Source organism: Streptomyces sp. NPDC056061, assembly GCF_042266885.1.
GTDB lineage: Bacteria > Actinomycetota > Actinomycetes > Streptomycetales > Streptomycetaceae > Streptomyces.
The window spans coordinates 106282-120709 of the sequence record NZ_JBHJWQ010000012.1; the positions used below are offsets into that span (position 1 = coordinate 106282).

The following is a 14428-nucleotide window of genomic DNA, read 5'->3' on the forward strand; positions in this document are numbered from 1 at the left end:
TGCCCCTCTCTTCCAACGGTGATCGAGGACAGCCCATGGCGAACGCCCCGCACACAGCCGCTCAGGACCCCGGACCGTCCCCCGCCGTCGCCCGCCGCCGCGTTGCCACCGCCACCATCGTGGGCTCCGCGCTGGAGTGGTACGACTTCTACCTCTACGCCTCCATGGCCGCGCTGGTCTTCGGCAAGATCTTCTTCCCGCAGACCGACGACGCGGCCGGCACCATGGCCGCCTTCGCCACCTTCGCGGCCGGATTCCTGGCCCGCCCGCTGGGCGGCATCATGTTCGGTCACCTCGCCGACCGCATCGGCCGACGGAACGTACTGATCATCACCTTCGTCCTGATGGGCATCTCCACAGGGCTGATCGGACTGCTGCCCACGTACGACACCGCCGGCATCGCGGCGCCGGCCGCCCTGGTGATCCTGCGCATCCTCCAGGGCCTCGGCGCCGGAGCCGAGTACAGCAGCGCGGCAGTGGTCGCCTACGAGCACGCCGACGAGAACCGACGCGGCCGTCAGGGCGCCTGGCCGGCCCTGGGACTCAACCTCGGGCTGCTGATGTCGTCGCTGACCGTCACGGCGCTCACTTCCCTGGACGAGAAGACACTTCTGACCTGGGGCTGGCGCGTCCCGTTCCTCGCGAGCTTCGCCCTCGCGGGCGTGGGCCTGTGGGTGCGGAGCCGCGTACCCGAATCGTCCGACTTCCACAGCAGCAAGAAGACGCAGGAGCAGGACACCGCCCCGCAGATGCCGTTCGTCACCCTGCTGCGCAAGCAGCGGCGCGGCCTCCTCGTGGTCCTGGCCGTCTCGCTGGGATACAACGCCCTCAGCTACATCTTCAAGACCTTCTCACTGGCCTACCTCGCGGACTACCAAGACGTCTCACCGAGCGTCGGCGCATTCGGCATCGCCCTGGCCAGTGCCACCGCCATCGTCACCGTGCCGTTCTTCGGCTGGGCCAGCGACCGCTTCGGCAGCCGCAAGGTGCTCGCGGGCGGCGGCATCGCCTCGGCGCTCTTCGCCTTTCCGTTCTTCGTTCTGCTCGACACCCAGAACTCCACCGTGATCTGGCTGTGCCTGATCATCGCGACAGGCGTGCTGGCACCGGCCATGTTCGCCCCGCAGGGCTCCTTCCTCTCCCGCCAGTTCCCGCCGGACGTCCGGGTCAGCGGAGTCGGCACCGGACGGGAGATCGGCGCCGCCCTCTCGGGCGGTCTGGCCCCGCTGGCGGCCCTGGCCATCGTCGGCGCCAGCGCGACCCACGCCACCTGGGGCGTCTCCCTCATCCTCATCGCCGGAGCCGTCGTGGTCGCCATCGGCGCCGCCTTCGACCAGGGCACCCGCCCGGCCGCCCCACCTGCCGTACGGCAGGACTCCGACACCGACCGGGCCCCCGGCCGGACACCGGACCGGGACGACGCATTCAGCGGCGCGAATCGGACAGTGGACCCACACGCGCTCAACCGCCGGTGAGAAACGCTCAACTTTCATGGCGACAGGTCAGTGGCGGCGATGGCCATGAGGCATCGAAGAGTCAGGGCACCTGTCCTGTGGCAGCCGGTCTTCCTCTTTGCCACTGAATCCTGCTCAAGCCAGGCTTGTTGCCCCTACGGATCACTCGATTGGGGGCGAGGTGACCGTGCGAGCGCTCCGGGTACGCCGGAGTGCGGCTCCGCCGCCCCGGCTGCTGCTCCCGGACGAGGCCGCCTCGCAGCCGAGCGGTCGACCGGTGACGGCGAACGCCGACAGCCGTACGAAGTGAGAGACAGAGCCGGCCCGTGACTCGGGCCGGCTCTGTCGCGGTGGTCTGCGTCGTGGGCGTCACGCCGCTTCGCCCGTCGGACGAGGGCGACTTGGCGGGCCGGTCGCCCGAGCGGCGCCCTCGGCGAGGGCGCGCGGCGCCGGGCAGTGCGGATGCTGCTCTTTGGTGTCCGGACGGACTCGGTGCGGTGGTGCCGGGTTGTACACGTCAATCTCGGCCGCGGGTCCATGCCGGCTGTCGACGGCGAAGTCGGCCCGGCGACCTGGGCCGCCCTCCGCTCGGCACCCGGTTGATCCGCCGTGCCGGTCATGGCCGTTGCGGAAGTGGCGCCATAACCGCTGTCCGCCTCACCGGTGGCGTTCGAGCCTGCGGATCACCACTCCGAGGATGTCGCACGCTGCGACGTAGCCGGTGTGGCGGGAGTCGTGGCTGTGAGCGGCGTTGTCGCCCATGACCACGAACCGGTCCTGCGGTACGGGCTTACCGGCCTCAGCGACAAGGGCGGGGCCCAGGCCCTCAGGAACCGGGTCGCCGGGGCCTGCCACGACGCGCTTGATCATCCAGCCTCGGGCACCGGGTGCCTCGCCGGTCGGCCGGCGATGCCTGCCGGGCGTCTCCGCGGGCTCTGTCGGCGGGTCGCCGGAGGGCGGTCGCCAGCTCGCGACGACGACCTCTCCTCTCTTGATGCCGGTGCGCCCGCTCCGGCCGAGCCGTCGGATCAGCACCCGGTCGCCGCTTCGAAAGGCCGGTTCCATGCTGGCGCCGGCGACAGTGATCACCACGAAGCGGCGCCGTGCCAGCAGTACGCCCAGCAGGGGCGTCCCTACCGCGATGACGGCGAGCGGGTACGGCCGCAGGCCGGATGGCCGCATGGGAGCACCTCCTCAGGTGTCGAGGGCGGTCACCGGTGTTCCGGACCGGTAGCCGCATGCCTGCATCGCGAACAGCCGGGCGTAGGCCCCGTCGGCCCGCATCAGCTGATCGTGAGTGCCCTGTTCGATGATTCGGCCGTTCTCCAGCACCACGAGAAGGTCGGCGTCCCGGAGGGCGCCGAGCCGGTGCGAGATCAGCAGACTGGTACAGCTTGCCCGATGGTCGCGCAGACGCAGATGGATCTCGTGTTCGGCCTCGGCGTCGAGCCCGGAGCTGGGCTCGTCGAGGATCAGGAGGTCGGCGTCGTCGCGGAGGAACGACCGGGCCAGGGCGAGGCGCTGCCACTGCCCGCCGGACAGGACGACGCCGGTGCCCGGGTCGTCCTTGTCCTCCTCGGAGAAGAAGGTCCGGCTCAGCATGGTGCGATAGCCGTCGGGCATGCCGGTGATGGCGTCGTGCATCCCGGACAGGCGCGCGGCGCGTTCGATGCCGTCCTGCTCCGTCATCCGGTCCAGGTCGCCGAGCCCGATGTTCTCGCCGGCGGTCAGGTCGTACTCCATGTAGTCCTGGAAGGTGGCCCCGATGCGCCCGCGCACCTCGGCGGGGTGGAACGCCCGCAGGTCGGTCCCGTCCCACAGGATCTGGCCGCGGTCCGGGTCGTACAGGCGGCACAGGAGCTTGACCAGCGTTGTCTTTCCCGCTCCGTTGAGTCCCACCAGGCCGACGGAGCCGCCCGCGGGGATCGTGAGATTCACCCCGCGCAGCACCCAGGGGTGTTCCGGGCTGTAGCGGAACCAGACGTCACGCAGTTCGATGTCTTTCCGGAGGCGGGGCACCGGCTGGGGGCGGGTGCTGACCGGCAAGTCGTCCTTCGTTTCCCGGATCGCGACGTAATGATCGAAGAGGAGGAGGGCCTGGTGCCCGTTGGCGATCTCGTTGGCCAGTCCGGCGAGTGCCGACTGCACGGCGGGCAGCGCGGTCACCAGCAGGGAGACGCCTCCGATGCTGATGCGGCCCTGCTCCGCGGCCCGGACCGCCCACAGCAGACCCAGACCGGCGACCACCGCGGCGAGTATCCCGAGGCCGAACTGGATCACGAGCTCCTGGCGGTCCACCTCCTGCTTGGCCGCGTTTGCCTTACGGCGTTCGGCGAGCATCCGCCCGCGCAGGAAACCGCCGATGCCCAACAGCCGGATCTCCTTCGCGGCCTGCGTGCTGGTCAGCAGCTGGAGGTAGAACAGCTCCCGGCGTTCCGCAGGGCCGATGCTCCAGAACATCGCCGCCCGCCGACGGCTTATCACCAGTTCACCGAGCAGTACCGGCACGCCGGCCAGAAGCACAACGGTGGCCAGCAGCGGGCTCAGCACGATCAGCGAGCCGAGGAACCCGCCGATGGTGAGCATCCCTCGCAGCACCCCCAGCGCGCTGTTGACCGCTTGCGTCGGCATGATGCCCCCGGCCTGCTGGGCCAGTCCCAGCCGGTCCAGGAAGCGCGGGTCCTCGAATTTGCTCAGGCCGGTCAGGGCGTCCACCGCCCGGTACAGGGAGTTCTGGGCGCTCAGCCCGGTCGCACGCTGCATCTGGGCCTGGACGTACTGAACGATCTGCAGGACCGCGGTGGCGGCGACTCCCGTCGCGGCGAGCAGCCCGGCCGGCATGAGGAGCGCGTCGAGCCCGCTGCCGGCGGCCAACCGGTCCAACACCGCCCGCACCGTCCACGCGGAGGCGATGGGCAGTACCGCTCCGAGGGCGGTGAGGGTTATGAGAGCCAGGAGATGCCAGGGCGCCGCCCTGAAGGCAAGCCCCGTCGCCGCGCGGAAGACGTCAGCCAGCCGCCGAAGCCCCGACGACGCCTGCGCCGTCCTCACAGGACCGAGGGGGCGGGGGCCGGCAGGAGGTGCTCCCCCACCGCCTCCACCACGAGTTCGTCACCGACGGCACGGACCCGGCACATGACGGGAAAGGCGCTGGCCGCGAACGCTTCGGTCACGGGTCCCGCGATGGATTCGTGCACGACCCTGGTGACCGGCCCCAGCTCCTTGAGCATGTGTTCGGTATCCGCGTCCCCGTCCATCCCGCCCGCGACGACGGCGACGGCCCCGTCCGCGGGAACCGCTCCCAGCGCGGACACCACCCGTGGCAACTGCGCGTGGCACGGAGGACAACCGGGAGACAGGAACACCACGACAGTCCCGGTGCCGAGATCGCGGTTTCGCAGCGGGCGGCCGTCGACGGTCCGGGTCTCGAAGGGGCCGACGATCGAGCCCGGGGGAAGAATCCCGTCATCGGTGAACCCGTCCGCAGCCGCGGACGCGCGCGGGGCCTGCTGCGCGCGCAGCCTTCTGATCAGCCCCGCAGTCAGTAGAAGGTCGAGCAGGCACAGCACGCCGACGAGGACGACGGCCGCGATGAGATACGACATGATCACCTCTGTGTTTTCCGTGCGGCGACGGGGAAGGCGTCGCGCAGCGACTCGGAGACGTCGTCGAGGACGGTCACCACGACGCCCAGGACGAGGCCGGTGCCGACGGCCACCGCCAGGCCGCCCGGTGCTTCCGGCAGGCCGTGGGACGTCCCGACGGCACCGGTCACCGCCACGGCGATCAGGAAGCCGTTGCGGATGAGATGCAGGGGGCCCGCGCCGCTCGTGGAAGCCCCGAAACACCGGCACGGCACTCGCACACCGCGACGGAGCGAAGCCCCGATGGCGAGGGTGAACGCCCCGAGCATGCACCCCACCAGCGCGAACCCCGCGATCGCCACCGGCCCCGGCAGCAACAGCAGTACGACCCCCGCCGCCTCCGCCCCGGTCACCAGGCGGGCGACGGCGCGTCCCCGACGCGGGGACAGCACGGCGAACCCCTGGACGGAGCGCACGAACGCCCCGAAGGAATCCGTACCGCGGAGTTTGCTCACCACCGCGACCGTGAAGACGATCACGAGCAGGATCCGGCAGGACATTGCGGCAAACTCCATGTCGAGACACACCCTCCCGTCGTGCCAGTGGAGTACGAGGATTCACGAAGATCAGGGGCGCCGGCGGACCCGCGCCGGGGGTCCGCCGGCGCCCCTCTCACTGTTCCGGCGAAGGCCGAATGCTCAGCAGCCGCAGTGGCCGAATTCGTAGTAGTAGCTGCCGTCGTCGCAGTTCACCCGGTACTGGGTGTACTTGCTCTGGCCCGCGCAGCTGCCGTTGATGCACTTCGAGCCGGCCCGCTTGCACTTGACCGCGTGAGCCGTCGCCCCGGGCACCAGCCGCTCCACCAGGCGATCGGCGACCGCCTGCACGATCTTGGTCATCTGTGACTCCTTCCGCTGTATCCCTGCTTGGCCGATGCCGTGCTGTTCGTGGTCCAGCCCTCGACTGTTCCCGCACGGCACTTGTTGCTTTCTGCGCGAAGCCGGCGAGTGCATCGCCGCCCCGCGCCCAACCCCCGCACTCGCCCAACGGCTGACCGGGCTCGGCCCGTCGCAGAGCTGTCGGGGTTCGTGCGGGTTTTGCGCTCTCACTGTGTCGGGGCGGGCTTCGGGAAACCTTCCGGAAGTCTGGAATCGGGCCGCACCCGGTGGTCAGCGAGGGAAAGCGGAGTGAAGCGGCCGTGAGACGGTGAGGAGGGCGGTGCGGTTCGGGGCTCTGCGCGCCCTCGCAGCTGTTCCAGCACGCACACCACGTACGCGTGCCGGTCCACCGACCCGCTCGGCATGGGCGGGTCGGCGTACGCGACCTCGCACCAGCGGGTTCGGCGGGATCTCGTTCCGCCTCAGCCGCCCAGACCGAACGCGCCGCTCTCGTCCACCCGTTCAGCTCCGGGTAACGCTTCCCCTCCGGCGTGACCAGCGCCCGCAGTTCTCGGTTCAGGTCGGCTCTCCTTCGGCAAACCTTCGGAAAAGCTTGAATCCGCCTAGGAATAAACGTCGAGGGGGCACAGAGTGTGACGGAGATGATCGGGTGACGCAGGGGGTGTGATGGTCACGCGCTTCGCAATGCTGGGGACCATCGAGGTTCGGCGAGACGGGGTCTCTGTCGATGTGGGGCACGGGATGCAGCGGCGCGTGCTGGCGGCGCTGCTCGTGGAATCGGGCCGGGTGGTGTCGGCCGATGCGCTGGTGGACCGTGTGTGGGGAGACATCGAGCCGGCGTACGGCCGCCGGAAGCTGTACGGATACATCTCCCGGCTGCGGCGCGCCCTGGCGGCTGACGGCACGGCCATCACACGGGAGCGGGGCGGCGGCTACCGGCTGGCGGTCGAGCCCTCGGTGGTGGACGTACAGCGCTTCCGCGATCTGTCCGTCAGTGCCCGGAAGGCGGGCAGTGACGAACAGGCGGAGGCACTGTGGCGAGAAGCCTTGGCGCTGTGGCGGGGCAGCGCGTTCGCCGGGGTGGACACCCCGTGGTTCAACGCGCAGCGCCAACGCCTCGACGGCGAGCGGCTGGCCGCCCAGATGGAGTTGGTCGACGTGCGGCTGCGCCTGGCGCAGCACCATGGGGTGGTGAGCGAACTGGCCGCCCGGGCCGAGGCGCATCCGCTGGACGAAAGGGTGATCGGTCAGCTGATTCTGGCCCTGTACCGGTGCGAACGGCAGGCCGAAGCGTTGCAGGTGTACGAGCGCGCTCGGCTGCGACTCGCCGACGAGCTTGGTGTCGACCCCGGCACGGCGTTGCGGCAGCTGTACGAACGGATCCTCGCCGACGCCCCCGAGCTGGCAGCGCCCCACGTCGCTGCACCACCCGCCATCACGAAACCAGCCGGCAGGAGCGACACGGTGGTGAACCCGCCGGTGGCACGCCAACTCGTACCCCGGCTCCTCCCGGCGGAACAGCCGCTCTTCGTCGGCCGGGAGGACGAGGTGGAGGAGGCTCGTCGGCTACTGGGGGAGGAACGAACTGGTCCGGCGACGCTGTTGGTCACCGGCCCCGCCGGAGTGGGCAAGACCGCCTTCGCCCTGCATACGGGGCATCTGTTCGCCTCCCGCTTCCCGGACGGTCAGCTCCACGCGGATCTGCGGGGCTTCGGCGACGAGCCGGCCGACCCGTTCACGGTCCTCGGCACCTTTCTCCGCGCGCTCGGCATCCGCGGCGGTTCCGTGCCCGCGGAGCTGACCGGCCGCGTCCACCTCTACCGGACCTTGCTGGCGGGGCAGCAGATGCTCGTCGTCCTGGACAACGCCGCCAGCGTCCAGCAGGTGAGTGACCTCCTGCCGAGCGGCATGGGCTGTGCCAGCATCATCACCAGCCGGACGACCATGGCGGAACTGAGCGGCCGGCGGCTCCCCCTGGGCGTACTGGCCCCCGCGACGGGGCTCGACCTGCTGCGCGAGATGCTGGGCCGGGACCGGACCGACGCGGAGTCCGGGGCGGCCCGCTCCATCGTGGAGACCTGCGGCGGCCTTCCTCTGGCGGTATGGGTCGCTGGTGCGCGGCTGGCCGCCCGGCCGCACTGGCCCCTGGCCAAGGTGGCGCGCGGCCTCGCCGACGAGCAGCGCAAGCTCGACGAGTTGGCCGTCGGTCACATCGCCGTACGAGCCAGCCTCGAACTGACCTACCAGCAGATGGCCGCGGCCACGCAACACGCTCTGCGAATGATCGCCCTGCTGCCCGGGCCGAGCTTTGCCGCCTGGTCGCTGGCCGCGCTGCTGGACGCGGGGCTGTCCGAGGCGGAGGCCGTCCTCGACGACCTGGTCGAGGTACACCTGGTCGAGATCGGTTCGGCGGGCGCCACAGAAATCCGCTACCAACTTCACGACCTGGTACGAATGTTCAGCAGGGAGCGGGTGGAGCAGGATGTCCCGGAACGGGATCGTACGGCCGCGCTCACCCGGTTGCTCGGGGCGAGCCTGCACCTCGCCGACCTCGCCGCGGACACCCTCAGCGTCGACTTCCAGGGCATCTCACAGATGGACCTGGTCTCCTGGCGGCCGGCCGAGGCCGATCACCTGCTCGCCGATCCGCTGGCCTGGTTCAACGATGAACGCCAGTTCCTCATCAACGTGGCGGAGCAGGCGCTGGACGGCACGGAGAGTGTCGCACCCGCCGCCGGGCTGGCCACCACCCTCACGACCCTCTTCCAGGTCGGCAGCCACTTCGACGATTGGGAGAGGCTCCAGAGCCGGGCGCTCAAGGCTGCCCTGAGCAGCGGCGACCGGCACAGCGCCGTGAAGGTTCACCGTTGCCTCGGCGAACTCACCACCATCCTCGACCGCTATCCGGAAGCACTGAACCACTTCGAGCAGGCACTGCTGCTCGCCGAGGGGCAGGGCCCCATGTACCGGGCCAGTGCCACAGCCGGGCTGGCCTATGTGCACCGGCTCCTCGGGCAGTACTCCTCCGCCGTGCTCCATTTCGAAGAGGCCGCCGAACTCGCCGAATCGGCGGGGAATGTCAACTGCCTCGTCTACGCGACCAATGGCCTCGGCGTCATCGACCTCGAACAAGGACGTGTTGAGGACGCCGTCGCGCGGTTCACGAAGTGTCTGCGGGTCAGCCGGGTCGCGAGCTATCGGCCGGGGGAAGCCCAGGCCCTGCGATGCCTGGGCCAGAGCCATCGCGCACTCGGCGCCTACCCGGCCGCCGCCGACGCCTACCGCCGGGCCGCCGCGATCAGTGAGGACCTCGGCGACCGTCTCAGCGCCACACACGCCTCCTGCTGGCTCGGTGACATCCTGGTCCGGCAGGGCGAGCACCGGGAAGGACGCCGCCTGCTGGCCCGGAGCCTGTGGGCCTACCGGGGATTCGGCAACCTCTGGGGCGAGGCGGCGACACTGTATGCGCTCGCCGAGGCACAACTCGCAGTGGGTCGGCCGTTACTCGCCCGCAGGCGCGCCGAAGCCGCCGTCAGGCTCTGGAGGCAGATCGGCTCCAACAGGTGGCTGGCCGTCGGCCTCGACACCCTGGCCGAGGCACACGACCTGGCCGGCGATCACACGGCCGCGGCTCGAGCACGCGACGAGGCCGAAGGAGCACGGACGACTTGAGCCGACGGCGCGGGCCCCGGCGTACAGGGTGGGCGGATGGGCCGACGGGCCTCGGCTCCGGGGGCGAAGATCCTTCTGGCTGCCGCACGGGCGGCAGCACGGTCTCCGCCGCCGGCCGGCAGGTCTTCGCCTCCCGGCGCCGGCCGCCGACGGTCCGCAGGTTCCCGCACCAGGTCACCCTTCCCGCCCGGTGCCTGACCGAGGCCGCCTGCCTTCGCACCGCGCGCCGCCTTGCCCCGCGGGCCTCGGCGGTGTTGATCCTCAGCGCGAGTGAGGCCCTGCACGGCGCCGCCGGAACCAGGCCCGCACCAGCGGATTGCTCTTGCCCATTCTGCTTGTCTCCTTTCTCGCTGCTTCCTCGGGACGGCAGCGGTGCGTCACCCGGTAGGTTCCGGCCCGGTCGCATGAGGAATCGATGACTCCCGGACGACCAGCCGGTAGGGCAGTTGCCGAGTGGCGTCGACCTTCTCGCCGGCGAGGACGGATGTGAGGGTGCCGACGGCCTGGGAACCCAGTTCGTCCAAGTCGAGGGCGACGGCGGTGATGGCCGGACGGATGTGCGTCAGGAGGTGGACATCCTCGCAGCACACCACGGCGAGGTCTTCGGGAATTCTCCGTCCGAGGTCGGCGGCCGCGCTGATGGCGCCGAGGGCCATCGGCGCGTTGGCGGCGACCAGGGCACGCGTGTGAGGACGTTCCGTCAGGAGGCGTGTCACGGCGGCCCTGGCCGGCTCGGTCTGGTAGTCGCCGGTGATGTACATCCATTTCTGGGGCACCCGACCGGCGCGCCGACAGGCCGCGAGGTACCCGGCACCCAGCCGTGCGGACAGCGCGGAGGTCCGTCGGCCACCGAGGAAGGCCACCGGCCACATGTCCTGAGACAGCAGGTGCCGGGTGGCGTCGGTCCCCACTGCCTGGTGATCACACGCGATGGCCGCAACCGCCGGGTCGTCGAGGTGGCGAACGGCATAGGGGAGGGATGAATCCACATCGGGATGGTGCAGGCCCGCGACCATCCGGCGGTTCCAGGCCGCCCGAGCGTGAAATCCGCTCGTACAAGACCGGCCACTACCACCTTCGGGTGATACGAGGTAACGAGCCTTGCCCCTCAAATCCCCCTGTGGGTAACTGAATTGGTGAACGGAAGGGCTGCACAACCCTAAGGGCTATCCCGTAATCCCTGGCGGGCGCGCGACGACAGTTGCGGCACCTCGCCGTATTGTCGGAACGTCCACATACATCCAGTATGCGGACGCCCCTCCGCCTTGCGATGGACCACATCTGACGCCGCGCACCGGTCCACCACGGATTACGGGACAGCCCTTAGCCGAGAAAGTTGAATACAGACAGCGCTTGACGGTTCTTCTCCGTGCCCGAGAAGAAGTTCCGGCAGCTGGGGCGCGGGGCCGGGCCCCGGCCTTATGCGCCCGCTCCCCCGGACTCTCGGCAGTGCCAACAACTGCGTGCTACCACACGTCGCGTCACTTGACGTCGTCGACAACCGACCTTTCCGGCGGAAGCCGAACTCCTGGGCCGGGGACGTCCCGCCGGTCCCCGTATGTTTCATCGGAGAACAAGGAGCGTTGTACATACCTCTTTCCCAACCAGGGCTCCACCGGCGGCGGAACCCTGGTGACCATCACGAACCTGCCCAACACGACCTAAGCGCTGTCCCGTAATCCCTGGCGGGCGCGCGACGACAGCTACGGCACCTCGCCGCATTGTCGGAACGTCCACATACATCCAGTATGCGGACGCCCCTCCGCCTTGCGATGCACCACATCTGACACCGCGCACCGGTCCACCACGGATTACGGGACACCGCTCAGGTGTTGTTCGGCAGCAAACTGGCCACCAATAACACCCAGGTATCCCCGACCCAGGTCACGGCGGTCTTCCCCTCGGGCACCGGCACGGTCGGGGTCACCGTCACCGCCCCATACCCCGGCGCAACTCCTCCCGGGTCAGGAACGGACCACTCGCATGCAGCACGGCGAGACGCACCGCAGCTCATCGCCGTCCCGCCGGGCAGGATCCCGGGCGAGGAGTGAACCGGGAGGGCCACTGCCGGGCCGATGCGACCGGGTTCGGGTGGCAGCGGCGGTGGACAGCCAAGACCGAGGCAACGGTTCGGGATCCGGACGGCAGACCCCGACATCGTGATTCCCGGACCACTCGCTCCAGCCGTCGAAGAGCGCGGGTACGGAGCGCCCACCGTAATGGCGACGGCACTCGAATGTTCCTCAAGGAGCTCGCATGGAGGAGAAATCCCTCGATTTCTTGACGTCCGGGCCTGATGAATCCGCAATCGATACAAGCAGGTTCACCAGTCCCGAGACCGGCATCGAGAAAGACCTCGCCGAGGTACTCGCCGACGTCATGCGCGTCGAACGGGTGTCGATCGACAGCCATTTCTTCGACGATCTCGGCGCCAACTCATTGGTGATGGCTCATTTCTGCGCACGAGTCAGAAAGCGAGCGGACCTTCCCGCGGCGTCGATGAAGGACATCTACCGGCACCCGACGATCCGCAGTCTGGCGACGGGGCTCGCGAACGCCACCCCCGTCGAGCCGTCGGTCCCGGCTCCGCCCGAGGTGGTGACCCCAGTCGGCACGGTGCGGTACGCCCTCTGCGGGACCCTGCAGTTCCTGCTCTTCCTGGGATACTCCGTCCTCGCCGGACTCTTTGCCGGCCGGGGCTACGCATGGGTCTCCGCCGGTTCGGGTTCGATCGATGTCTACCTGCGATCGTTCGTCTTCGGAGGCATCGGCTTCGTGGGGCTGTGCACCTTCCCCATCGCAGCCAAATGGCTCCTCATCGGCCGGTGGACATCACGAAATTTCCCGGTCTGGGGACTGACCTATCTGCGCTTCTGGACCGTCAAAGTGCTGATCCACGCCAACCCGATCATCTTCTTCGTCGGCAATCCCTTGTACGTGCTGTACCTGCGAGCGCTGGGCGCACGGATCGGCAAAGGGGTCACGATCCTCTCCCACAACGTTCCGGTATGCACCGACCTCCTCACGGTCGGCGCCGGCACCGTGATCCGCAAAGACTCGTTCCTCCTCTGCTACCGGGCACATGCCGGGCGTATCCAGACCGGCCGGATCACCCTCGGCCGGGACGTGTTCATCGGCGAGAAGACCGTGCTCGACATCGACACGTCGATGGGCGACGGGGCCCAGCTCGGCCACACGTCCACGCTGTACAGCGGCCAGGCGGTCCCGGACGGTCAGCGCTGGCACGGGTCCCCGGCACAGCCCACGCAGCACGACTACCTGAGGATCGGGCCGGCCGCATGCGGCACGCTGCGCCGGGCCGGCTTCGGCCTCATCACCGTGCTCCAGCTGTTCTTCCTCTACGTGCCACTGTCTGTCGGGGGCACGTACATGCTGGTGACCCTGGTCCCGGCGCTGCACGACCAGCCGGGCACGGGCACGGTGGAGCTCACGTCACTGGATCTCTACATCGACGCGCTGGTCCTTTCCCTGCTGCTGTTCTTCGGCTTCGTCGTCGTGGGCCTGACCGTGATGTTCACCGTTCCACGCCTGCTGAACCTGGTTGTCAGGCCGAACAAGATCTATCCGCTGTACGGGTTTCATTACTCGGCGCACCGGGCGATCGGGCGCATGACCAACATCAAGTTCTTCACATGGCTGTTGGGTGACAGCTCCTACATCGTCCACTACCTGCGCGGCATCGGATACGACTTGTCCCGGATCGAGCAGACGGGGTCGAACTTCGGCACGGAAGTGCAGCACGAGACCCCGTTTCTGTGCTCGGTCGGGAGCGGAACGATGGTCGCCGACGGGCTCTCCGTCATCAACGCCGACTATTCGAGCACGTCCTTCCGGGTGTCCCGGGCCTCGATCGGGGCACACAACTTCCTCGGGAACAACATCGCCTTTCCCTCGGGGGCCAGGACAGGTGAGAACTGTCTCCTCGCGACGAAGGTGATGGTTCCGCTCGAAGGCGAGGTGCGCGAGGGGGTGGGCCTGCTGGGCTCGCCGTGCTTCGAGATTCCCCGGTCGGTCGAGCGCGACTCCCGGTTCGACCATCTGCGCGCCGGCGACAAGTTGCGCCGCAACCTCGCTGCGAAGAACCGCTACAACATCCGCTCGATGATCTTCTTCCTGCTCGTGCGGTGGCTGCACTTCTTCGTGCTCACGATGCTCGGCCTGGCGAACGCCGAGCTGTACGACTCCTACGGGTATGTGGTGATCGCCGCGTTCCTGGTGCTCAGCCTCGGGTTCACCGCTGTCTACTTCGTACTGGTGGAGCGCGGCATCGCGGCATTCCGCGCGCTGCAACCGCAGGTGTGCTCCATCTACGACCCTTACTTCTGGTGGCACGAGCGCCTCTGGAAGGTGCCCGACACCTACCTCGACATCTTCAACGGCACCCCTTTCAAGAACGTGATCTGGCGGATGCTGGGAGTTCGGATCGGCAGCAGGGTCTTCGATGACGGCTGCTATCTGACGGAGCGGACGCTCACCACCATCGGGAACGACTGCACGCTCAATGCGGGAAGCAAGATCCAGTGCCACTCGCAGGAGGACGGCACCTTCAAATCCGATCGCAGCACCCTCGGCGCCGGTTGCACCATCGGCGTGGGAGCCCATGTCCATTACGGCGTGACGATGGGTACCGGCGCGGTGCTCGCACCCGACTCCTTCCTGATGAAGGGCGAGGAGGTCCCGCAGCACGCACGCTGGGGAGGAAACCCCGCCACGGAGATGCGGGACGCCCCTGGCAGCCCGAGGCGCTGACGCGGACGGGACAGCGGCTCCGACCTTGTCGGCGCCGAACAGCACGGTG

The 14428-nt window shown here is 69.0% G+C and carries 9 protein-coding genes; 3 read left to right on the forward strand and 6 right to left on the reverse strand.

Going from position 1 to position 14428, the window contains the following annotated elements; all coding sequences use genetic code 11:
* Positions 1-35: 35 nt before the first annotated feature.
* On the forward strand, positions 36-1475 hold the full coding sequence (locus ACFC79_RS18970; protein ID WP_376241493.1) for an MFS transporter: 1440 nt from the start codon (positions 36-38) through the stop codon (positions 1473-1475).
* Positions 1476-2111: 636 nt separating this feature from the next.
* Here the strand turns inward: ACFC79_RS18970 and ACFC79_RS18975 are convergent.
* From ACFC79_RS18975 to ACFC79_RS18995, 5 genes are all read right to left on the reverse strand, one after another.
* Positions 2112-2636, reverse strand: coding sequence for a S26 family signal peptidase (locus ACFC79_RS18975; RefSeq protein ID WP_376241495.1), 525 nt, complete (start codon positions 2634-2636; stop codon positions 2112-2114).
* A 12-nt stretch (positions 2637-2648) separates the two neighbouring features.
* Positions 2649-4505, reverse strand: a complete 1857-nt coding sequence (locus ACFC79_RS18980; protein WP_376241497.1) for an ABC transporter ATP-binding protein — start codon at positions 4503-4505, stop codon at positions 2649-2651.
* Complete coding sequence (locus ACFC79_RS18985; protein WP_376241499.1) at positions 4502-5059, reverse strand: peroxiredoxin family protein; 558 nt, start codon at positions 5057-5059, stop codon at positions 4502-4504. Before ACFC79_RS18985 ends, ACFC79_RS18980 begins: the two co-directional genes overlap by 4 nt.
* Before the next feature lie 2 nt (positions 5060-5061).
* Positions 5062-5613: a MauE/DoxX family redox-associated membrane protein gene (locus ACFC79_RS18990; protein ID WP_376241501.1), complete on the reverse strand. Its 552-nt coding sequence runs from the start codon at positions 5611-5613 to the stop codon at positions 5062-5064.
* 123 nt (positions 5614-5736) lie between these two features.
* Positions 5737-5937, reverse strand: coding sequence for a hypothetical protein (locus tag ACFC79_RS18995; protein ID WP_376241503.1), 201 nt, complete (start codon positions 5935-5937; stop codon positions 5737-5739).
* A gap of 741 nt (positions 5938-6678) precedes the next feature.
* On the opposite strand from ACFC79_RS18995, the gene ACFC79_RS19000 reads away from it, so the two are divergent.
* Entirely contained in the window at positions 6679-9609 is a 2931-nt protein-coding gene (locus ACFC79_RS19000) for a BTAD domain-containing putative transcriptional regulator (RefSeq protein ID WP_376241505.1), read from the forward strand.
* A 377-nt stretch (positions 9610-9986) separates the two neighbouring features.
* Here the strand turns inward: ACFC79_RS19000 and ACFC79_RS19005 are convergent, their stop codons facing one another.
* A complete protein-coding gene (locus tag ACFC79_RS19005) occupies positions 9987-10598 on the reverse strand; it encodes a LacI family DNA-binding transcriptional regulator (RefSeq protein WP_376241507.1) in 612 nt (203 codons plus the stop codon).
* Positions 10599-11865: 1267 nt separating this feature from the next.
* Here ACFC79_RS19005 and ACFC79_RS19010 point away from each other — a divergent pair.
* Positions 11866-14379 carry a Pls/PosA family non-ribosomal peptide synthetase gene (locus ACFC79_RS19010; RefSeq protein WP_376241509.1) on the forward strand — a complete coding sequence of 838 codons (2514 nt, stop codon included), beginning with the start codon at positions 11866-11868 and terminating at the stop codon, positions 14377-14379.
* The last annotated feature ends 49 nt before the right edge of the window (positions 14380-14428 follow it).

What these genes read in the sequence shown, in the direction of transcription:
- ACFC79_RS18975 (WP_376241495.1), bottom strand. Translation starts at nt 2,636, where the DNA reads ATGCGGCCATCCGGCCTGCGGCCGTACCCGCTCGCCGTCATCGCGGTA.
- ACFC79_RS18995 (WP_376241503.1), bottom strand. Translation starts at nt 5,937, where the DNA reads ATGACCAAGATCGTGCAGGCGGTCGCCGATCGCCTGGTGGAGCGGCTG.
- ACFC79_RS18970 (WP_376241493.1), top strand. Translation starts at nt 36, where the DNA reads ATGGCGAACGCCCCGCACACAGCCGCTCAGGACCCCGGACCGTCCCCC.
- ACFC79_RS18990 (WP_376241501.1), bottom strand. Translation starts at nt 5,613, where the DNA reads ATGGAGTTTGCCGCAATGTCCTGCCGGATCCTGCTCGTGATCGTCTTC.
- ACFC79_RS19000 (WP_376241505.1), top strand. Translation starts at nt 6,679, where the DNA reads ATGCAGCGGCGCGTGCTGGCGGCGCTGCTCGTGGAATCGGGCCGGGTG.
- ACFC79_RS19010 (WP_376241509.1), top strand. Translation starts at nt 11,866, where the DNA reads ATGGAGGAGAAATCCCTCGATTTCTTGACGTCCGGGCCTGATGAATCC.
- ACFC79_RS18985 (WP_376241499.1), bottom strand. Translation starts at nt 5,059, where the DNA reads ATGTCGTATCTCATCGCGGCCGTCGTCCTCGTCGGCGTGCTGTGCCTG.